The 21,502-nt window shown below is 63.2% G+C and carries 17 protein-coding genes; 13 read left to right on the top strand and 4 right to left on the bottom strand.

Annotation, left to right across the window (positions count from 1 at the left end; all coding sequences use genetic code 11):
• Nucleotides 1-305 precede the first annotated feature (305 nt).
• From INT40_RS06980 to deoC, 7 genes are all read left to right on the top strand, one after another.
• The gene (locus INT40_RS06980; RefSeq protein ID WP_257930183.1) at nt 306-1,373 is read left to right on the top strand and encodes a BMP family lipoprotein; all 1,068 of its coding nucleotides are present in this window, start codon (nt 306-308) and stop codon (nt 1,371-1,373) included.
• A gap of 74 nt (nt 1,374-1,447) precedes the next feature.
• A complete protein-coding gene (locus tag INT40_RS06975) occupies nt 1,448-3,046 on the top strand; it encodes an ABC transporter ATP-binding protein (RefSeq protein WP_101573081.1) in 1,599 nt (532 codons plus the stop codon).
• Nucleotides 3,043-4,275 carry an ABC transporter permease gene (locus INT40_RS06970; RefSeq protein WP_101573078.1) on the top strand — a complete coding sequence of 411 codons (1,233 nt, stop codon included), beginning with the start codon at nt 3,043-3,045 and terminating at the stop codon, nt 4,273-4,275. The genes INT40_RS06975 and INT40_RS06970 overlap by 4 nt, the downstream gene beginning before the upstream one ends.
• A 1-nt stretch (nt 4,276) precedes the next feature.
• A complete protein-coding gene (locus INT40_RS06965) occupies nt 4,277-5,575 on the top strand; it encodes an ABC transporter permease (RefSeq protein WP_193095797.1) in 1,299 nt (432 codons plus the stop codon).
• A gap of 27 nt (nt 5,576-5,602) precedes the next feature.
• Nucleotides 5,603-6,097 carry a cytidine deaminase gene (locus tag INT40_RS06960; protein WP_101573074.1) on the top strand — a complete coding sequence of 165 codons (495 nt, stop codon included), beginning with the start codon at nt 5,603-5,605 and terminating at the stop codon, nt 6,095-6,097.
• Between the two features lie 147 nt (nt 6,098-6,244).
• Entirely contained in the window at nt 6,245-7,534 is a 1,290-nt protein-coding gene (locus INT40_RS06955) for a thymidine phosphorylase (RefSeq protein ID WP_193095796.1), read from the top strand.
• An 85-nt stretch (nt 7,535-7,619) separates the two neighbouring features.
• Nucleotides 7,620-8,273, top strand: a complete 654-nt coding sequence (deoC, locus tag INT40_RS06950) for a deoxyribose-phosphate aldolase (RefSeq protein WP_101573072.1) — start codon at nt 7,620-7,622, stop codon at nt 8,271-8,273.
• A 75-nt stretch (nt 8,274-8,348) separates the two neighbouring features.
• Here the strand turns inward: deoC and INT40_RS06945 are convergent, their stop codons facing one another.
• Nucleotides 8,349-9,500: a PucR family transcriptional regulator gene (locus tag INT40_RS06945; protein WP_101573071.1), complete on the bottom strand. Its 1,152-nt coding sequence runs from the start codon at nt 9,498-9,500 to the stop codon at nt 8,349-8,351.
• A 174-nt stretch (nt 9,501-9,674) separates the two neighbouring features.
• Between INT40_RS06945 and INT40_RS06940 the strand changes: the two genes are divergently transcribed.
• The gene (locus tag INT40_RS06940) at nt 9,675-11,441 is read left to right on the top strand and encodes an aldehyde dehydrogenase family protein (protein WP_101573129.1); all 1,767 of its coding nucleotides are present in this window, start codon (nt 9,675-9,677) and stop codon (nt 11,439-11,441) included.
• Nucleotides 11,442-11,489: 48 nt separating this feature from the next.
• Nucleotides 11,490-13,025 carry a GMC family oxidoreductase gene (locus INT40_RS06935; RefSeq protein WP_193071455.1) on the top strand — a complete coding sequence of 512 codons (1,536 nt, stop codon included), beginning with the start codon at nt 11,490-11,492 and terminating at the stop codon, nt 13,023-13,025.
• A 33-nt stretch (nt 13,026-13,058) separates the two neighbouring features.
• Here INT40_RS06935 and INT40_RS06930 read toward each other — a convergent pair whose 3' ends face one another.
• Complete coding sequence (locus INT40_RS06930) at nt 13,059-13,676, bottom strand: hypothetical protein (RefSeq protein WP_226830898.1); 618 nt, start codon at nt 13,674-13,676, stop codon at nt 13,059-13,061.
• Nucleotides 13,677-13,976: 300 nt separating this feature from the next.
• Between INT40_RS06930 and bioB the strand changes: the two genes are divergently transcribed.
• From bioB to bioD, 4 genes are read left to right on the top strand one after another with little or no spacing between them, the layout of a single operon-like run.
• Nucleotides 13,977-15,230, top strand: a complete 1,254-nt coding sequence (gene bioB / locus INT40_RS06925) for a biotin synthase BioB (protein WP_374701029.1) — start codon at nt 13,977-13,979, stop codon at nt 15,228-15,230.
• Nucleotides 15,223-16,557, top strand: coding sequence for an adenosylmethionine--8-amino-7-oxononanoate transaminase (bioA, locus tag INT40_RS06920; RefSeq protein ID WP_193071456.1), 1,335 nt, complete (start codon nt 15,223-15,225; stop codon nt 16,555-16,557). Before bioB ends, bioA begins: the two co-directional genes overlap by 8 nt.
• Nucleotides 16,554-17,687 carry an 8-amino-7-oxononanoate synthase gene (locus tag INT40_RS06915; protein WP_193095795.1) on the top strand — a complete coding sequence of 378 codons (1,134 nt, stop codon included), beginning with the start codon at nt 16,554-16,556 and terminating at the stop codon, nt 17,685-17,687. Before bioA ends, INT40_RS06915 begins: the two co-directional genes overlap by 4 nt.
• The gene (bioD, locus tag INT40_RS06910) at nt 17,684-18,451 is read left to right on the top strand and encodes a dethiobiotin synthase (protein WP_319021956.1); all 768 of its coding nucleotides are present in this window, start codon (nt 17,684-17,686) and stop codon (nt 18,449-18,451) included. The genes INT40_RS06915 and bioD overlap by 4 nt, the downstream gene beginning before the upstream one ends.
• Nucleotides 18,452-18,663: 212 nt before the next feature.
• Here the strand turns inward: bioD and INT40_RS06905 are convergent, their stop codons facing one another.
• The gene (locus INT40_RS06905) at nt 18,664-20,562 is read right to left on the bottom strand and encodes a phospho-sugar mutase (protein WP_193095794.1); all 1,899 of its coding nucleotides are present in this window, start codon (nt 20,560-20,562) and stop codon (nt 18,664-18,666) included.
• A 103-nt stretch (nt 20,563-20,665) separates the two neighbouring features.
• The gene (locus INT40_RS06900) at nt 20,666-21,475 is read right to left on the bottom strand and encodes a purine-nucleoside phosphorylase (RefSeq protein WP_193095793.1); all 810 of its coding nucleotides are present in this window, start codon (nt 21,473-21,475) and stop codon (nt 20,666-20,668) included.
• Nucleotides 21,476-21,502: the final 27 nt, after the last annotated feature.

Below are 21,502 nucleotides of genomic sequence, written 5' to 3'. Positions count from 1 at the left end.
ACAAGGGTCCTGGGACCAGCATGCGCGGGTAACGAGCGGGCAGCCGGGGACCGGAGCAGAAGCTGGTGTCCGCCGCGGTCGAGTGTCGGGGTGGGCTGACGTCAACATGAAGTTATGTTGCGTTTTCATATCGGTGTCGACGATTCGGATGCTAGCGGACCCTGTTCTGGGTCTGAGGTGAATTAGACTGACGGAAAATTCATTGAAATATGAGTGATCATCCAGTGGTTTCACAATTTCGGCGGAGGACTCTGCGCCCGATCGACGCCAGTGCTGGACGTGAGCAACTTGAGAAAAGAGTAAACGTGAAGAAGCTCGTATCTGCGGTGTCGATTGTCGCCGCATCTGCCCTCGTTCTCTCCGCCTGCGGATCCGGCGAAGGGTCGGATAGCGCGGATGATTACCTCGGCTGTTTGGTTTCGGATGCCGGAGGCTGGGACGACCAATCGTTCAACCAATCGAGCAAAGATGGGTTGGACGCTGCGAAAGACAACCTGGGGATTCAGACCAGCGAAGTCGAATCGACATCTGACGCCGACTATCAGCCGAATGTTGACACGATGGTTCAGCAGGGTTGCAACATGACAATCGGCGTTGGTTTCAAATTGGAAGACAATATCCAAGAAGCAGCTGAAGCCAACACTGACCTCAACTTCGCTCTTATCGACTCAACCTTCTCCGATGCAGACGGCAAGCCGGTGACGCTGGACAATGCCAAACCCCTCGTATTCAACACCGCTGAGGCCGCTTACCTCGCTGGCTATGTGGCTGCGGCTACGTCCGAGTCCGGCAAGGTCGGCACCTTCGGCGGCATCCAGATCCCCTCGGTGACCATCTTCATGGACGGATTCGCTGACGGTGTCAAGAAATTCAACGAAGAGAACAAGAAGAACGTCAAGCTCCTCGGCTGGAACAAGGAGAAGCAGGACGGATCGTTCTCCGGTGACTTCGACAATCAGAGCCAAGGACAGGAGCTGACCAAGCAGCTCATCTCCCAAGGGGCGGATATCATCATGCCTGTGGCGGGTCCTGTCGGCCTCGGCGCAGCTTCTGCTGCAAAAGACGCCAAAGACGTGAAGATCATCTGGGTCGACTCCGACGGCTACAAGTCAACAGAATACGGTGACATCATCCTCACCTCGGTAGTCAAGCAGATCGCCAATGCGGTCGAGGACACCATAGCCGAGGACAAGGACGGCAAGTTCAGCTCCGAGCCCTATGTCGGCACGCTGGAGAACGAAGGCGTTGGACTGGCTCCTTTCCACGACTTCGATGACAAAGTTCCTGAGGACGTGAAGAAGAAGGTCGAAGAGCTCAAGAAGCAGATCATCGACGGATCGCTGACCGTGGAATCTGAGAGCACGCCCAAATAGGCGAATAGGTTAAACTGCAGGGCCGAGTCCTTTCGGCCCTGCAGTTTTCGAATTTGTGAGGAGTACCGGAAGCAGTGAAACTCGAGCTTCGCGGGATGACTAAGGTGTTCGGATCGTTCGTGGCCAACGACCACATCGATCTCACCATCGAACCGGGCGAAGTCCACGCCCTGTTGGGTGAGAACGGCGCCGGAAAATCCACCATGATGAACGTCCTCTATGGACTCTACGACGCCGACGGGGGAGAGATCCTCCTCGACGACAAGCCTGTGACCTTCGCCGGTCCTGGTGATGCTGTGGCTGCCGGGATCGGCATGGTCCATCAGCACTTCATGCTTGTGCCCGTGTTCACCGTCGCCGAGTCGGTGGCGTTGGGCTATGAGCCGACGAAGTCCATGGGACTCATCGACCTCGCCGAGGCACGGAAGAAGGTCAGGGAGATCTCTGCCCGCTTCAACTTCAACATCGACCCCGACGCCCTCATCGAGGACCTCCCGGTCGGTGCCCAGCAGCGCGTGGAGATCATCAAGGCACTGTCGCGCAACGCGAAGATCCTCATCCTCGATGAGCCCACCGCGGTGCTCACCCCGCAGGAGACCGACGAGCTCATCTCGATCATGCGCCAGCTCAAGGAGCAGGGCACCTCGATCGTGTTCATCACCCACAAACTGCGTGAGGTCCGGGCGATCGCGGACTCCATCACCGTCATCCGCCGCGGCAAGATCGTCGGTGAGGCCTCCCCTGATTCCACCGAGGCGGAGCTGGCCAGCCAGATGGTCGGCCGTCACGTATCCCTGACGACGGAGAAGGATGACGCCGATCCCGGTGACGCCACCTTCCAGGTCCGCGGCCTGACCGTCGTCGACAAGGCCGAGAACGTCGTCGTCGACGATGTCAGCTTCGACGTCCGCCGTGGTGAGATCCTCGCCGTCGCCGGCGTCCAGGGCAATGGTCAGACGGAGTTGGCCGAAACGATCATCGGGTTGACCGACCCCAGGTTGGGTTCGATCACTCTCGATGGGAAGGACCTCGTCGGCAAGTCCGTCAAGGACCGTCTGGGTTCCGGCATCGGGTTCGTTCCTGAAGATCGGTCCACCGACGGCATCATCGCCGAGTTCACGATCCGCGAGAACATGATCCTCGACGTCTACGACCGTCCTCCGTATGCCAAGGGCCTCAATCTCAAGTCCGCTGTCATCAACGACGAGGCGAAGAAGAAGGTCGAGGAGTTCGACATCCGCCTCGGCAGCGTCGTCGACCCGATTGCGACTCTGTCGGGAGGCAACCAGCAGAAGGTCGTCCTCTCCCGTGAGCTCGGCCGCGACCTGCGCCTCTTCATCGCCAGCCAGCCCACCCGCGGCCTCGACGTCGGCTCGATCGAATTCGTTCACAAACGTGTCATCGCCGAACGCGATGCCGGCACACCCTGCCTCATCGTCTCGACGGAACTCGACGAGGTCTACGGACTCGCCGATCGGATCGCGGTCATGTACTCGGGCCGCATCGTCGGCATCGTCGGTGCCGACACCTCGCGTGAAGCCCTGGGCCTGATGATGGCAGGCGTCCCTGCCGATGAAGCTCTCGCCGCCACCGCGGCACCTGAGAAGAGCGACGCCGCCACCGCGGCATCCGATGACAACTGCGCCACCACCTCGGCGGAGGAGACGAAATGACAACCGATATCTCCCCGGCGGCACCGTCGGCGACCCCGCCTCCGAGCGCCGAAGCCCAGCCGGACAAAGAACCGAATCTGCTGCAAGAAATCCTATCCGGTTCCTGGTTGGTTTCGGTGCTGGCCATCGTCGTCGCCCTTCTCGTCGGTGGTGTCCTCATCGCCGTGTCCAACGCCGAAGTCGTCGAAGCGGCGATGAACATCTTCGCAGCCCCCGGGGTCTTCTTCTCAACCCTGTTCTCCACCGTCGGCGACGCCTACTCCGCACTGTTTCGCGGTGCGATCTTCGACTGGGATGCCCGCACCACCGAGCGCGCCATCAGGCCCCTGACCGAATCCCTGGTCAGCGGCACCCCGCTCATCCTCACCGGCCTGGGCATCGCCCTGGCCTTCCGCTCGGGACTGTTCAACATCGGCGGTCAGGGCCAGGTCATCCTCGGTGCCACCATCGCCGGTTACCTCGGCTATGCCCTCCACCTGCCACCCGTCGTGCATATGCTCATCGCAGCCATCGGCGGCATGATCGGCGGTGCGATCTGGGCCGGCATCGCGGGTGTGCTCAAGGCACGCACCGGAGCCAACGAGGTGATCGTGACGATCATGCTCAACTCCATCGCCGGCTACCTGTTGGGCTACCTGCTCAAGCAGAGTTGGTTCACCCACACCGATTCGGCGAACCCGCAGTCGCGGACGCTTGACGATTCGTCGCAGATGTTCCTGCTGCTGCCGCCACCCTTCCGTCTGCACTTCGGCTTCATCATCGCCATCCTGGCAACGATCTTCGTGTGGTGGCTGCTCGAACGGTCCACCATCGGCTTCGAGTTCAAGGCTGTCGGTGCCAACCCGCACGCGGCGCGAACCGCAGGTATCTCCGTGTCGAAGGTGACGATCCTCGTGATGATCGTTGCCGGCGCACTCGCCGGACTCGGCGGAGCGGCTCAGGTACTCGGCACGGAATTCAAACTCACCGGCGGAATCAGCGGGTCGATCGGCTTCGACGCCATCACCGTGGCCCTGCTGGGACGGTCCAAACCCTTGGGGACGTTCCTGGCAGGTCTCCTGTTCGGCGCATTCAAGGCCGGCGGCTACCTCATGCAGTCCCAGACCGGGACGCCGATCGACATCGTTCTCGTCGTGCAGTCCGTCATCGTCCTGCTCATCGCGGCCCCACCACTCGTGAGGTCGATCTTCCGGTTGCCCACACCGGTGCTCAAGCGGAAGGAGGCCTGACATGAGCGCTCAGAACACCGCCGCTGCGACACCGGCAGCGAAGTCCTCGGCACAATTCAAGGCACTGACCCCGATCGCGTGGAAGTTCCCGATCACCTACTCGATCCTGGCCCTCGTCTCGCTCATCTTCTTCGGCCTCATCGGCCGTGACGGAGAGACGACATTCCGGATCGCGACCGGCGGAGACCTCTTCGCCATTCCGGATGTCGTCGTGTCCTCGACCGTAGCCGGACTGGTCCTTTCGCTCATCCTCGTGGTCATGGCCGCAGCCTCGATCTACCTCGCCCTGAAGCGGATCACCCTGGCCGGATGGTTCCCGATGGTCTTCGGCATCCTCTTCGTCGTGTCCTTCCTTGCCTGGGCAGGCGGCGGCAGCGGCGGCGTGATCCCCCTGACCACGCTGCTGGCTGGCGCCCTGGCACTGTCCGTGCCGCTGATCTTCGGCGCCATGTGCGGGCTCGTCGGCGAACGCTCCGGCATCATCAACATCGCCATCGAAGGTCAGCTGCTGGCCGGTGCCTTCCTTGCCGCAGTCGTCGCCTCAGTGGTCAAGAACCCCTATGCGGGTCTCCTGGCAGCCCCGATCGCCGGCGCGCTGGTGGCTGTGGTTCTCACCTTCTTCGCGGTGAAGTACTGGGTCAACCAGATCATCATCGGCGTCGTGCTCAACGTCCTGGTCGTCGGAGTCACCAGCTTCCTCTACTCGACGGTCCTCACACAGAACCCGGGCCTGTGGAACTCCCGGAAGCAGCTGCCTAACCTGCCGATCCCGCTGCTCTCGGACATCCCCATCCTGGGACGGGTGCTCTTCGACCAGAACATCCTCGTCTACATCATGTACGTCGTCGTCATCGCCCTCCAGATCTTCGTGTTCCGCTCAAAGTGGGGGCTGCGGATGCGGGCCGTGGGCGAACACCCGAAGGCAGCCGACACAGTGGGCATCAAGGTCAACTTCACCCGCGTGCGCAATACCCTCATGGCCGGTGCCATCGCAGGCCTCGGCGGTGCCTTCTTCACCGTCGGATCGGGCCTGGCATTCGGCAAAGAGATGTCGGCCGGACAGGGATACATCGCCCTTGCGGCGATGATCCTGGGCAAGTGGAACCCGAAGGGTGCCCTGCTTGCTGCCCTGCTGTTCGGCTTCTCCAAGAGCTTGGGCAACACTCTGCAGTCCATCGGAACTCCGGTGGCCAACGAGCTGCTGCTCATGCTTCCCTACATCGTCACGGTTCTCGCCGTCGCCGGTTTCGTCGGCCGGGTTCGCCCACCGGCGGCCGAAGGCGTGCCGTACGTGAAATAGTCCAACCCTAAGAGAGAGGTATCCCCTATGACTTCCACAGATGTCGAAGCCTCTGAACACGTGTGGAGCGTGGAACCCACCCCCGTTTCGGTCGACGACCTGAGCGAGGACACCTGGTCGCTGCTGCGAGATGAGGCGATGAGAGCGATGCGCTGCGCATACGTTCCGTATTCGTCCTATCCCGTGGGCGCGGCCGCACTGGTCGATGACGGTCGAATCGTCAGCGGCGCCAATATTGAGAATGCCTCGTTCGGGGTGACGCTGTGTGCAGAATGCTCACTCGTCTCCGATCTGTTCATGTCCGGCGGAGGCCGGATCGTGGCATTCGACTGCGTCGATGGTGCGGGAGCGACCCTGGCCCCGTGCGGACGCTGCCGGCAGCTCCTGTTCGAACACGGCGGCACCGAGATGATGCTCAACATGCCCAGCGGCAGGGCTCCTATGTCAGTTGTGCTGCCCGATGCCTTCGGACCAGATCATCTGAGCGGTGATGCGCCGGGCGCAGGCTCCGCCAAGCACTGACCCCGATATCGCCGAGGTGGCCCCGCGATCCCAGCGCCACCTCGGCGATCAATGGTGACCACCAGAACGGTCACCCCAGTGGCCGCCACATCGGTCACCCCAGTGGCCGGGTCGTCGGCCACACTCGAAGAACGAAGGACTGACACTGTGAGCGTAGAGGCATTCGATGCCGTCGACGTCATCGCCGCCAAACGCGATGGCCGTACCCTGAGCAGAGAGCAGATCGACTGGGTGATCGATGCCTATACCCGCGGTGTCGTCGCCGATGAGCAGATGGCCGCACTGGCCATGGCGATCTTCATCAATGACATGGAACCTGGTGAGATCGCGGACTGGACGCAGGCGATGATCGCCTCGGGCGAGTGGATGGACTTCTCATCCCTGTCCCGCCCGACCTCGGATAAGCACTCGACAGGGGGAGTCGGGGACAAGATCACCCTGCCTCTGGCCCCGCTGGTCGCGGTCTTCGACGTCGCCGTCCCACAGCTCTCGGGTCGCGGTTTGGGCCACACCGGGGGGACCCTGGACAAGCTCGAGTCCATTCCGGGCTGGCAGGCGGGTCTGAGCAATGAGGCCATCCTCGACCAGCTCGAGGACCTCGGCGCGGTCATCTGCGCCGCAGGCTCCGGCTTAGCTCCTGCGGACAAGAAGCTCTATGCACTGCGCGACACCACCTCGACGGTCGACTGCATTCCACTCATCGCCTCATCGATCATGTCGAAGAAGATCGCGGAAGGCACCGAAGGACTTGTCCTCGACGTCAAGGTCGGATCCGGCGCATTCATGAAGGACCTGGCCAAGGCCCAGAAGTTGGCTCGGACCATGGTCGACCTGGGCAAGGCGGCCGGGGTCAGGACCTCGGCGCTGCTGACCGACATGTCCACCCCGCTGGGGCTCACAGTCGGCAACGCCCTCGAGGTCCGCGAGTCTGTCGAGGTCCTCGCCGGCGGCGGCCCCTCCGACGTCGTGGATCTCACCGTCGCCCTGGCCGAGGAGATGCTGCGTCTGGCAGGGAAGACCGACGTCGATGTGCGTGCCGCCTTGGGTGACGGCCGGGCCATGGACGTGTGGAAGAAGATGATCCGGGCCCAGAACGGTGACCCCGACGCCGCTCTGCCCGTCGCCGAGCACACCGAAGTCATCACGGCGCCTGCGTCCGGCGTCCTCAGTCGGCTCGATGCATTGTCCGTGGGAGTCGCCTCCTGGCGCCTGGGTGCCGGACGAACACGCAAGGAGGACCCGGTCCAGGACGTGGCCGGCATCGAACTCCACGCCAAGCCTGGCGACACCGTTGCCGAAGGCCAACCGCTGATGACCCTGCACACGGCGACTCCAGAACGCTTCGCCCGAGCGATCGAATCTCTCGAGGATGCCGTCGAGATCGGAGGCGACCTCAGCGCGGTCTCCGCGTCGATCGTGCTTGAGACGATCACCTGAGTCGCCGTCACGCGCATTGCATCACCGCAGTACCAACTCACGCAGTACGAATCACACCGCACCATTCACCTTGGAGGACAACCACATGACCAGCAGAGCCGAAGTCGCAGCGATCATCGACCACACGCTGCTCAAGCCCGAAGCCACGCCTGCAGATGTGGAAGCACTCGTGTCAGAGGCGAAGGACCTTGGTGTGCTCGCGATCTGCGTATCCCCGTCGATGCTTCCCGTCTCCGATTCCGGCGATCTCGTCGTCGCCACGGTCGTCGGTTTCCCCAGCGGACAGGTCAAGCCAGAGATCAAGGCCGCCGAGGCTGCCCGTGCAGTCTCCGACGGTGCGAACGAAGTCGACATGGTCATCAACGTCGGTCAGGTCATTGCCGGTGACTTCGACGCAGTCGAGGCTGACATTCGTGGCGTCGTCGCGGCCAGCGGCAACGCCCTGGTCAAGGTCATCCTCGAGACCGCAGCTTTGAACGATGAACAGATCGTCGAAGCCTGCCGCCGCGCCGAGGCTGCAGATGCAGGTTTCGTCAAGACCTCGACCGGTTTCCACCCCGCAGGCGGAGCCAGCGCACATGCCGTCTCGCTCATGCGCGAAGCCGTGGGCGATCGCCTCGGTGTCAAGGCCTCAGGCGGAATTCGCACCGTGGAAGCTGCAGAAGAGATGATTACCGCAGGAGCGTCTCGTCTGGGGCTGTCGGGATCGGCTGGAATCCTCGCGGAGCTGAGCGACTGAGCTCAGATACGACGCGTGAGGCTACGTCCAATTGCGGGACACGGTCTCAGGCAGATCTTGGCGTCCCGGGCAGCCTCAGGCAGACTCTGGCCAATCCAAAAGGCGGATGGTTCGCAAGGCGGTGGTCAGCGCTGTCAGATCTGCAGGGTCGGAAATCGACCGAGAAGCCAAGGTCTCGAATTTGCGCAGCCGATAGTTCACGGTATTGCGGTGGCAGTAAAGAGCCTCGCTGGCTCTGGAGAGCGAGCCGCCACTTTCGACCCACGCTTCGAACGTGTCGAGGAGCATGTCACGATTCGGTTGTGGCTGGGTGCGCAACTCGGCAAAGGTTCGTCTGACCAACTGTCGGGCTTGTGATGGTTGGGAGCAGATGAGGGTATCCGTCGGAGATTGTCCGAAGTGATAAATGCCTTCGGCCCGATCATTCAGGCACTTCAGCGCGATGCGAGCTTGACGCGCGGCCTCGGCCGCATCATCGAGGCAATGGAATTCCTCGCTGAATCCTGCTCTGGCGCCACTGGTCGTGGAGAGAAACTCCGTTCTGTCGCGTAGAGCCAAAAGACACACTCGGCCACCATCGATCTCAGCCCAATGTGTGCACGCGCCCAGGACCTCGATGCCCGAAGCCTGTGCATCGGTCAGCATGACGAAGAAGCGCGAGTGATCGTCAAGTTGCAGCAGGTGGGCTGCGGTATTTCGGCGTTCGGATGTCACGGTCGATGAGAGCAAGTCGATGACGGCGGCGATGCGAGACTGTTCGGCCCAGCGCTCACGCGCCCCGGTGGCCTCTCGGTGAGCTTCGGCCGCAGCTGTGGAGAGATCGTCGAGAGCCGTCCACAATTCGGCGCCCAGAGGGAACACGTCCTTGCCGCTGTACTCGCTATCCGGGGTCATCGCCAGCTCCCGCCACAACCTCAAACCGGCCAAGCGATAGGCATGGAGGACACCCGACAGCTCCATCCCGTGTTCGGCCTTGACCCGTCCCGTGTTGTAGGCAGGACCGAGATCGAGAGTCCCACCTTCCAAATAGTTGAGGAGGGAATGGATGTTCGGTGTGATGAGGTCGACCAGAATCTCGATCGGGATGTGCTTCTCTGCGTAAGCTTGGTCTCCGGTGATGATGTCATCGGCGATCAGGCGAGCAAGGCAGTCGATATCCAGCCTCGAGGCAGGGTGAGTGCCGACTGATGCTGGACTGGAGCCGCTCTGCTCACCGTTGAGGTTCATCAAGCCAGGGTGACTGTTGCTTGTGCGCAGGCACAATGGTTTCGCTCAAGGTCTAGGTCGCCGCCCATAGGGGAAGACGACCGGTCGTGGATATGCTGGCATCACTGAAGGCAATGAAGCGGCCAGAGCAGGATGGAACCTGCGAGCGAACTGGCTCAACGAGGAGCAGAGAACATGACTACCGGCAATATTGCGCAGCCGCATGCGAGGCTCGGCGCGCCCGCCTATCCCTTGGATACCGTTCGTCTGGACGACGCGATCACCTCATTGGGTTCAGGAGTGCGGGCCTGGGCGGACATGTCGTTGGCCCAACGCTCACGCCTGCTCGAACGCACACATGAGTCGATCGCCCGGAATGTGACTCGGTGGACTCGTACGGCTGCGGATATCAAAGGGGTGGACCCCGAGTCTCAGCTGGTCGGTGAGGAATGGATGTCCGGCCCGTACGCTGCTCTGGCTGGATTCTCTTCCGCCGCTGCGAGCCTGCGACGGTTGGCAGCCGGCAGCTCTCCGGTGGACGGGATCGAACCGGCGAAGACAGCCGGAGGCAGACTGACCTGGAAGGTGCTGCCAGCCGATCTTCTCGAGTCGGTCCTGTTCCACGGTTTCTCCGCGAGGGTGTGGACCCTACCTGGTGTCACTGCCGAGGAAGTGCGTACGGGCGCCGGGCTGGGAGCCAGGCAACTCGGCAGGGCCGGTGGGATCAGCCTCGTCCTCGGAGCTGGCAACATCACCTCGATCGGGCCCTTGGATGTGCTGACGGAACTCATCGCTCACAATCGAGCCAGTCTCCTCAAGATCAACCCCTCCTTGGCGCCGCTCCTGTCGGTGTACCGGGAAGCGCTGGGCCCTCTTATCGACGCCGATCTTCTGAGGATCGTCCAAGGCGGCGCCGAGGTCGGTCAGTACCTGAGCGAACATCCCGACATCTCTCATGTGCATATCACCGGCAGCATCACCACCCATGACCGAATCGTCTGGGGCGAACACGGCAGCGACCATTCCGATGCGCCGGTCCTTGGCAAACCCATCACCAGCGAACTCGGCGGAGTCTCTCCTATCATCGTTGTGCCCGGCGCATGGTCGAAAGCGGACCTGAGATTCCAGGCGGAGAACATCGCCACTATGCGGTTGCACAATGCCGGCCACAATTGCATCGCCGCTCAGACAATCATCATCGACGCGCACTGGAGCCAACGTGACGAGTTCCTTCATGCGCTCAAAGATGCGCTGGAGCGCATCGACTCGCGAACTCCGTGGTACGCAGGCAGCCAGAACAGACTGCACCAGGCGGCGGCTGATCATGAGAACGTCGAGTCCTTTTCCCACGGGCAGCGACTTCTGGTCACAATCGATTCTGATCAGCCTGCCGATGTGGAAACCACCGAATACTTCGCTGCGGTTCTCGGCATCAAAATCATCTCTGCCGGAAACAGCACTGCCGAGCATCGGAGCGAAAACAGCGCAGCTTTCCTCCGTTCGGCTGTTGACTATGCCAACGACAGGCTCGCTGGCACCCTGGGGGCGAACGTCATCATCGCCCCCGGCACACACAAAGCGTTGGGATCACGATTCGACGCCGAGATCGAACGGCTGCGCTACGGGTCGATCGGAATCAATGTGTGGACCGGCCTGGCTTTCCTCACTCCCAAGGCCACGTGGGGCGCCTTCCCCGGGCACTCGCTGAAAGACGTGCAGAGCGGGATCGGCGTCGTGCACAACATGCTGCTCATCCCGCAGACCGAGCGGACCGTTGTCTCCGGGCCGTTCCGCCCCTTCCCCCGGTCAGTCCTCGGTGGGGAGTTCTCACTGTTTCCCAAACCACCGTGGTTCGTCACAGCACGCAGCGCAGCCCGCACTGGCCGGGCTCTGACTGAATTCGCCGCCAGCCCCAGCTGGGCAAAGCTGCCCAGCATATTCTTCCACGCATTCCAAGCCTGAACACTTTCCAGACCGTCATCGTGCACTGTGCACAAAGGAGCATCACCTATGACTGATCAATTTGATTACATCGTCGTCGGCGCCGGTTCGTCCGGAGCCGTCATCGCCTCGCGCCTGTCCGAAGACCCCGATGTCTCGGTGCTGCTGCTTGAAGCCGGCCCAGCGGACACGGACTCCAAAATCTCGATCCCGGCCGCGTTCTCCCAGCTGTTCAAGTCTTCTGTCGATTGGAACTACGAGACAACTCCGCAACCAGGTCTGGACGGCCGCACTGTGTACTGGCCGCGTGGAAAAGTACTCGGCGGTTCTTCTTCGCTCAACGCAATGATGTGGGTGCCAGGGTACGCTGCTGATTATGAGAACTGGGCCGCATTGGCCGGACCTGCGTGGGGGTGGGAAGCATTGGCACCGACCTTCGAAGCCACCGATATCAGCGTCACCGCTCAAATTGCCCCTCGACCTCTGACTCGAACCTTCCTCAACGCCGCGGCCGAGGCAGGTTATCGAATCGAGGAAGCGAATTCTGCGCGGCCCGAAGGCTTCACACAGGCTCAGGTGACCCAGCTCAGAGGGGCTCGCCACAACACTTCACAGGCATACTTGAAGCCAGCCAAGGGACGGGCGAACCTTACGGTGCGCACCGAGGCATTGGTTGAGAAGGTGCTCTTTGACGGGCACAGCGCCACTGGAGTCTCCTATGTGGTCGATGGAGCGCGCTTCGAAACGAAGGCCAGGCGCGAAGTCGTCCTCAGCGCTGGTGCTGTCAATACCCCCCAGCTGCTTATGCTCTCCGGTATCGGGGACCCCGCACAGCTGAATTCACACGGAATTCCGGTCCTCGTTGATGCTCCCGAGGTGGGGAAGAACATGCGAGATCATCTCTCGAGTCTGTTCTGCCTCGAGGTTGAAAGCGGTACTCTCAAGGACGCGACAAAGCTCCGCAGTGTCCTCAACTACCTCGTTCGGCGTAAGGGGATGCTGACATCGAACGTTGCTGAGGCATATGGATTCGTACGTTCGAAAGAGTCTCTGGCCCTTCCGGACATCGAAGTGATCTTCGCACCGGTCGCATACGTGCAGGAGGGGCTCAATGGGATCCCTAGCCACGGAGTTTCTCTCGGCCCGGTTCTTCTGCAGCCACAGAGCCGAGGCAGCATCACCTTGGCTTCAGCCGATCCTGGCGACAAGGTCATCATCGATGCGGGGTACCTCTCCGATCCCGAAGGTGCTGATCGGGCGACGATGCTGCGGGCTCTGGGCATAGTCAGCGACATCATCGCCTCCCCGTCGATCTCCGCTGTCACCAGCGGCCGCTACATAGCGCCGCTCGGTGCTGAACGCCTTCCTGCTGAAGAGCGGCTCTCCGCCGCACTCGAGGGTACCTCGCATACGCTCTATCACCCGACTTCGACAGCCAGGATGGGCACCGACACGTCATCGGTCGTCGACCCGCAGCTGCGGGTTCGGGGGGTCAGTGGGCTTCGCGTTGCTGACGCGTCCGTGATGCCGGAGATCATTCGCGGCCATACTCATGCGCCGACGGTCGTCATCGGTGAAAAGGCTGCCGAACTGCTGCGGAAGTAGTCAGGGAAGCGACCTGAGGGATGTCCGAATCGGTCAGGCGATCGCCGGTGATCGACGACAGATGAACCGGTCAGCGTGGTCGGCGGATTCTCTCACAGACGGGTCATCGCTTCGATGATGAGTGAGACGTCCTCGAGGCGGAAGCTCAGGGGGTGCGGTGGAGAAATTACCGTCCTTGTCGCGGACGACGGTCGGATCCACGCAGTAGCTCAAGGCTTCTTCAAAGCCGAAGGGCAGGCCGGGAACGCGGGAGATCCATTTGAAACCAGTGAGAGGGTTGAAGGCACGGATGTCGTGAGCACGTGCGGCAGCGGCGAGACCACGCGAGGACACGATGGAGTTCGTAAAGACACTGCCGTCCGGAGCTCCGGTCTGCCTGCTCGTGATGTCCTCGCCCAGCAGAGGGCCCGCCTCGTCGCCGGATAGCTGACTGTAGTCGGCCGCGAGTGCAGAATCCGAGATAGCTGCGGAGAACCTGTCGACATCCGGGTCGTTGGCGATGATGAGTTCGGCACCGACCTCTCGGGCCAGCTCATACGACTCATCCAGGGCACCAGCCTCTTCCGGCTTCGAGAGGATCACGATCGGGAGACCCTGGTCAGGATCCTGCTGCTGTGAGGTGATCGGTTGGTATATGACTGGCGAAGTCAACCAGATCTTCAGTTCGCATCAGGGAGCCGCCCACTCCGAGCTGCCACGCCATCAGGCGGATGGAGACTATCACCACCGGAGGTGAGCCGAGTGGCGCTTTGCTCACCTGGGTGCCGGGTCGAGTGCTGCCACGTAGCCAGGGGATGAAAGTGACGAGTCCGTCGAAGCGCTCAAGTGTCATTGTAAGCCGTTCTTCCGGCCATTGATCATTCCGAAGGTGGAGGACGTCTGGAGGTGGCGGATGCGGCTGCGTCCGGAGAGCTCGATTTTGCTCTCTCCTGAACAGTGTTCAATAATTGGATTATGGTTAACTACTTGTCACTCGCCGAGAGTGTGCTCTCCGGCACCCCGGCCACTGCCTCCGATGCCCGCGCGATCCTGTCGTCCCCGAATGAGGATCTGCTCGACCTCGTCGCAGCCGCAGCCCGGCTGCGGCGCGAGCACTTCGGCAAGCGCATCAAGGTCAACTACCTCGTCAACCTCAAGTCCGGGCTGTGCCCGGAGGACTGCAGCTATTGTTCGCAGCGCCTAGGCTCCGAAGCGGAGATCCTCAAGTATTCCTGGCTGCCCAAGGAAGAGGCCAAGCGCCAGGCGGAATTCGGCCTGGCCGGAGGTGCCTCGCGCGTCTGTCTCGTGGCTTCCGGCCGCGGTCCGTCGAACCGGGATGTCGAGCGCGTCTCGGGAATGGTTGAGGAAATCAAATCTGCCACTCCCGACGTCGAGGTCTGCGCTTGTCTCGGATTCCTCAAGGATGGCCAGGCGCAGCGCCTCAAAGAGGCCGGAGTCGATGCTTATAACCACAACCTCAACACCGCTGAGTCCCACTACGCCGACATCTGCTCGACGCACACCTTCGCCGACCGGGTCGACACCGTCGACAGGGCTCGCGGCGCCGGCCTCTCCCCATGCTCGGGACTCCTCGTCGGCTTGGGCGAGACGAACGACCAGATCATCGAGGCGATCGAATCGCTCAAGGCTGTCGACTCCGACTCGATCCCGGTCAACTTCCTCATCCCTTTCGACGGCACTCCTTTGGAGGGCACCAACACGTTGACCCCGCAGCACTGTGTGAGGATTCTGTGCGCTGTGCGCTTCCTGTGCCCGGATCGCGAACTGCGCATCGCCGGCGGCCGCGAAATGCACCTGCGTTCGCTGCAGTCGCTGTCGCTGAATGTGGCCAATTCCCTGTTCCTCGGCGACTACCTCACTTCGGAGGGCCAGGCTGCCGAAGAGGATCTCGACATGATCGTCGATGGCGGGTTCGAGATTGTCGGCACCGAGAGTGCCCAGCAGCTGCGTGACGAGCTCAAGGCCCACCGGGCAGCCCATCACGCTGCCTTCGACAGCGAAGCACCCGGCCACGCGAACGGCGAAGGTGCGTTCGCTGCCGGCACCGGCGCATCGAGCGAGGCTGCATCGGTACCAGTCTCAGCTGGCACACTGCCGTGCGGCAAACCACTGGCGCCTGTCGGTTACGAGGCAGGCAACTCGGGCGTGACGATTCCGACGATCCGTCGCCGCGGTGCTGGCACAGAGGTTTCTCCCAATGCCTGAGTCGGCACGATCAGGCCCCCAGAGTACCCTGGAGAGGGATGCTGGTCTCCTGTGGCATCCCTATGGTCCGCTCGATTCTGGCGCGCATTTTTCAGTCACCGGTGCAGCCGGTCCCCATGTGGAACTGTGTGATGCGTCCGGCACGACGCATCGGCTCCTGGACGGAATGAGCTCGTGGTGGGCGGTTGTCCACGGCTACCGCCACCCGGTCATGGACGCGGCACTGACAGCCCAAGTTCGCTCGTTCTCGCATGTCATGTTCGGCGGTCTGACTCACGGGCCGGCCGTCGACCTGGCCGAGCGTCTCGTCGCGGTCACACCTGCCGGACTCGACCATGTCTACCTGGCCGACTCAGGCTCGGTCTCGGTCGAAGTCGCGCTCAAGCTCGCCATCCAGTATCAACAGGCTCGCGGACGTGACCGCGGACGCTTCCTCGCCCTCGAAGGCGCCTATCACGGTGACACGAGCGGAGCGATGAGCGTGTGCGATCCGGTCGGCGGGATGCACGCCGATTTCGCCGGGCTGCTGGCCTCTCAGCTGTTCCTGCCGCGTCCTCCGCTGCCGGAGGCTTCCACCGCCGAAGTCGATGCATGGGTAGTCCTGGCTGAGAACCTCGTCGACGCGCATGGGTCCGAACTCGCTGGTATCATCGTTGAACCTCTCTTTCAGGGCGCTGGCGGCATGCGCCCCTATCACCCAGCCGCCTTGTGGGCGCTCCGGCGACTGGCCAACGAGATCGACGCCGTGCTCATCGCCGATGAGATCGCCACCGGATTCGGACGCACCGGCGCCGATTTCGCCTGCCGGTCGGCCGGCATCACCCCGGATGTCATGTGCCTGGGCAAAGCGCTGACCGGCGGCTATCTTACGCTGGCAGCGCTCATGTGCAGCGGCCCGATAGCCGAGGTCATCACCGCCTCCTCCCACCGGGCGCTCATGCACGGACCGACCTTCATGGCCAATCCGCTGGCCTGCGCGGCAGCCACCGCCTCGGTCGGGCTGCTCTTCGCCGATGACACGAGCGCGTGGGAGCCAGCCATCGCCCGCATCTCTCCGGCTCTCGAATCCGGTCTTGCCCCGGCGCGACAGCTGACGCACGTCACCGAGGCGCGTGTGACCGGTGGCATCGGAGTCATCGAACTCGATCGCCCGGTCGATGTCGGACTCACCACGCGCATCGCCGCAGAGCATGGCGTGTGGCTGCGGCCCTTTCGGCAGCACATCTACACGATGCCGCCCTACATTTCGACGCCGGAGACGATGGAGACGATCACAGCAGCGATGGTCGCAGCCGCCGCGGCGCACTCCGAAGGAGAGCTGCAGTGAATGTCATTGCCTCCCGCCTTGCCGCTGCAGCCGAATGGCGACGGTCCGCCGATCTGGACCGCAATGATCTGGTGCTCAACGGACTTGACCTCGCCTCCAACGATTACCTGGGCCTGTCGCAACATCCGATCGTGCGCGCGGCGGCGATCGAGGCGATCGAACGCTATGGCACCTCAGCCAGGGCCTCGCGGCTTGTCACCGGAACCACACCCGCCCATCATCGTTTGGAAGCCGCGCTGGCCGAACGGCTGCGCCACCCGGAATGTGTGACGTTCTCCAGCGGATATCTGGCCAACATCGCCGCCGTCACGACCTTAGCCGGGCCGGACACACTCATCGTCTCCGACGCCCATAATCACGCTTCACTTATCGACGCCTGTCGCCTGACGAAGGCCTCGTTGACCGTCGTTGCCCACAACGATCCGAGCGCCGTCGAAGCCGCCTTGGCCTATCGTGAGCAGGCGGAGGCGCTCGTGATCGTCGAATCGGTCTACTCCGTCCTGGGCGACGCAGCCGATCTGCCGCGACTGCTTCAACACTGCGCCCGCTACGATGCTCTGCTGCTCGTTGACGAGGCCCACGGGATCGGCGTGGCCGGTGTCGAGGCACACAGCGGAATGGGCGCCGCCGCAGGCCTGATCGAACACCGTGACCGGCTCGTCGTCACTGCGACCCTGTCGAAGTCGCTCGGCTCTCAAGGAGGAGCGCTGCTGGGTTCCAAGCTCATCCGCGATGCCGCCGTCAACACTGCCCGCTCCTTTATCTTCGACACCGGGCTCGCCCCGGCCAACGCGGCAGCGGCCCATGCAGCGCTTGGCCTCATCACTCGCGACAGGGTGGCATCGATGGAAGGTTCGCGTGCCCAACTTGCAACTGCGCTTGAGGTGCCGATTCCTGCCGGCGCGGTGCTCTCAGTGCCGATGCCGACTCCAGAATCCGGAGTGCGAGCCCGCGCTCTGCTGCGCAAGGAGGGGATCCTAGTCGGCTGCTTCCGCCCACCATCCGTCCCTGACGGGATCACGCGCGTGCGGCCGACCGCGCGTGCTGGTCTGAGCTCCGATGAGCTGGCCCATGCCTGTGAGCGGATCCGGTCGATCACCGACGCCTGCGTTTCGACGGCAGCAGAGTGATTCCGCGTTTCCTGCTCGTCACGGGAACCGACACCGGTGTCGGCAAGACTATCGCTACCGCGGCTCTGGCCGCGACGCTGACAGCGGCCGGGCGGCGGGTGGTCATGTGCAAGCCGATCCAGACGGGGCACATCGACCCTGAGGACCCTCAGCGTGAGCAGCTTGAAGCCGACTACAGCGATGTCGTCGCCGAATCCGACGCTCAGATCGTCGCCCGGCTGACCGGAATCCATACGTTTACGAATATCACGTTGCGTCTGCCGATGGCTCCGCTTCCGGCTGCCCGTGTGGAATCGGCCGGATCTGTCTCGTATACTACCGGCGCAGTCCCGATCCTGCCCAGCGCAGCCGAGCATGCAGAGCTCATCCGCACAGTTGCCGAACGCACCAGTGCTGACCACGTCCTCATCGAAGGCTCAGGGGGAGCGCTCGTCGACTTCGGAGGCCACACGGCCGCCGACATCGTCGCCTGCCTATCGGCCGACAGAGACTCCATCGGTGCCGTCATCGTCGCCCGCTCGCGCCTGGGCACCCTCAACCACACCGCTCTGACCGCCGAAGCGCTCAGGAGCAGGCAGATTCCGGTCACCGGCATCATCATCGGCTCGTGGCCCGAGCCTGCGCCGATGGTCGACCGTGACAATCACTCTGCGCTGTCCGCTATTGCCACCATCCTCGGCGCGGTTCCCGCCGGAGCCGGTCACTGCCTCGGGCGTGGCGAGTTCACTGCACAAGCACCCGGTTGGCTCCATCTGCCTCAGTGACAAAGATATGACTGCGCTGCTTCCACCGTGTATCAGGCAGGTTCGAACCATCTTCTGAATTGGCGCTGGTCGTCATTGCGCTCAACCTCACAGGAGCCGCGGCAGTCCTGACTGGTCAGGTGCCGTCGCTTCCAAGCCACTGGAGATGCGCCCAATCCTCGAGGCACTCACCATGATCAGAATTTGTACCAACATCCGGGCCAGGTATCGGATCAGAGGCCGAAGAAGGCCTTGAGCTCGGTGTTTATAGAGGTCAGACGCTCCGTCAGGGCCGGTGCGAGGGAAGCACTCGCCGAGGTGGCCGGCAGCCGCATTCCTGCACTGACCGCGGCCCGGGTGTCGGCGTGGATCGAGGCCTCCAGCTCGGAGGGTTCGGCGACGACCTCGAGGTAGCACTTGAGCTTTGGCTCCGTGCCCGAAGGCCGGATGATGACTCGGGAGTTCGACTCCGAGAGCAGCAGGATCCCGTCGGTGGGAGGTATTTCTCCGTAACCGGCTGAGAGGTCGTGGATTTCGACGACGGGAGACCCAGCCAGGGACACCGGCGGATTCTCCCGCAGCTTCGCCATAGCCGTAGTGATGAGAGAGACATCGTCGAGGCGAAAGCTCAGCGGGGCGGTGGCGAAGAAGCCGTCGCGCTTCCGGATCCGATCGAGTTCTGCCTCGATGCTCGACCCGTGCTCCTTCAGCCTCGAGACCAGTGCTGCGAAGGTTACGGCCGCGGAGATTCCATCCTTGTCGCGCACTGCAGACGGGTCGACGCAGTATCCCAGCGCCTCCTCGTAGCCGAAGACGAGGCCGGTGACGCGGGAGATCCATTTGAAACCGGTGAGCGTGTTCGCCGCAGCGAAGCCATGGCTGGCGGCAGCTGAGGCCAGCCCTCGAGAGGACACGATCGAGTTCGCAAACACCAGAGCAGGTGATTCCGCACCCCCGCCAGTGACGTCCGGTGCCTCGGTTTCGACCGAATCCAAGGCGCCGGGCGAGGATCCGAGCTGTGCCGCATGATGTGTCCCGGCAGCCAACCGGACCGCGGCATCCTCGCCCAGCAGCAGACCCACCTCGTCACCGGACAGCTGCCGGTACCCGGACGCAGTCGAGGCATCCGGAATGGCCGCGGAGAACCGGTCGGCATCGGGGTCGTTGGCGATGACGAGTTCGGCACCGACCTCGCGGGCCAGCGCATAGGATTCGTCGAGGGCCCCGACCTCCTCGGGGTTGGGGAACGAGACCGTCGGGAAGTCCGGATCCGGAGCCTGCTGCGAGGGCACCGGGTGCACATCGGTGAAGCCGGTGCGGGTCAGAGCCGCCTCGGCGACGGAGGCGCCGACACCGTGGAGTGAGGTGAGTACGATTGACAGCTCGGACTCTGCTCTCACCCCCAGTGCCTCGATGCGAGCCAGGTAGGTCTCGACGATTGAGTGATCGAGGTGTTCCCAACCGGACTCGGCACGCGGGACCGAGGCGACCGATTCGACCGCGGCGATCCGTTCGGCGATGAGGGCATCGGCCGGGCTGACGATCTGGGCGCCGGCACCAGCCTGGGCGGCGGACGGATTGGTCTCGATCGCCAGCAGCGGACGCTGGCCCAGGTAGACCTTGTAGCCATTGTCAGCAGGCGGATTGTGGCTGGCGGTGACCATGACACCGGCATCGGCCTGCAGGTGGGACAGGGCGAAGGCGAGCAGCGGAGTGGGCAGCTGATCGGGCAGTTGGATGGCTGTCCCTCCCGCTGCGGTGACGACGGCGGCGGTGTCGGCTGCGAAGTCGGAAGACCGGTAGCGGGCATCGCAGCCGATGACGACTGTGAAGCCCTCACCGACGGTGTCCAGCAAGAATCGGGAGAGCCCGGCCGCAGCGCGGATGACGACGGCGCGGTTCATACGGTTCGGTCCGGCCGCGATCTCTCCGCGAAGACCCGCGGTGCCGAAGGTCAGGGGGCCGGCGAAGCGATCTTCGAGGTCGGCCAGAGCCGTTTCGTCACCGGTCGTCGCGGCGGCGAGGATAGTGCGCAGGGTGGTTGCTGTCTGCTGGTCGGGGTCGTCGGCGATCCATGCCTCGACGACGTCGGCATCGAATCCGTTGGTGAAGCGATCGGCTACTCGGGTCATGTCTGTCCTTGTCCGGTGTTGTCGGCGAGAGGGATGCGGTTGGGCGGGCGAGTGATGCCGGTGTGTCTTCGGGGCAGCAGCTGCTCAGAGTGTGCGGGCTCGCTCAGAGCTTGGCGACGATGTCGGCGAGCAGTCCGGAGATGCGTGGGGCGGCCGCGACTCCGGCTTCGATGACCTCGGCATGGGACAGCGGGGTCTCCTGAATGCCGGCGGCCAGGTTCGTGACCAGAGAGATGCCCATGAGTTCCAGACCGGCCTGACGTGCGGCGATAGCCTCCAAAGAGGTCGACATTCCGACGAGGTCGGCGCCGAGGACTCCGGCCATGTGCACCTCGGCGGGGGTTTCGTAGTGGGGTCCGCGGAACTGGGCGTAGACGCCTTCGTCGAGGCTGGGGTCGATCTCCTTTGCGATGGCTCGCATGCGCGGGGAGTACAGATCGGTGAGGTCAACGAAATTCGCACCTTCGATGGGGGAGGTGCCGGTGAGGTTGATGTGGTCGGAGATGAGCACCGGGGTGCCGGCGGCCCACTTGCGGTTGAGTCCGCCGCAGCCGTTGGTCAGGACGAGGTTGGCGCAGCCGGCGGCAGCGGCGGTGCGGACACCGTGGGCCACGGCGCGCACACCCTTGCCTTCGTAGTAGTGGGTGCGTGAACCCAGGACGAGGGCGTGCTTTCCGCTGGCTTTGATCCGGATCGTGCGCAGGGTGGCTCCGTGGCCTTCGACGGCTGGAGCGTGGAAGCCGGGGACCTCGGCGGCGGAGATCTCGCTGATCGTCTCGCCGAGGAGCTCCGCTGCCCCGCCCCATCCCGAGCCGAGAACGAGAGCAATGTCATGGGCCTCGATGCCGGCTTTGGAGTTGATGGTCGTGGCCGCGGCGCGGGCGGCGGCGGTAGGATCGCTTAAGTCAGTCATGACGCCAAGATTATCAAGTTCTCGACC

The sequence above is a fragment of the Brevibacterium sp. FME17 genome (assembly GCF_014897515.1).
GTDB lineage: Bacteria > Actinomycetota > Actinomycetes > Actinomycetales > Brevibacteriaceae > Brevibacterium.
Note: the sequence above shows the minus strand (reverse complement) of the source record. Positions and strands in the feature narration are given on the sequence as shown.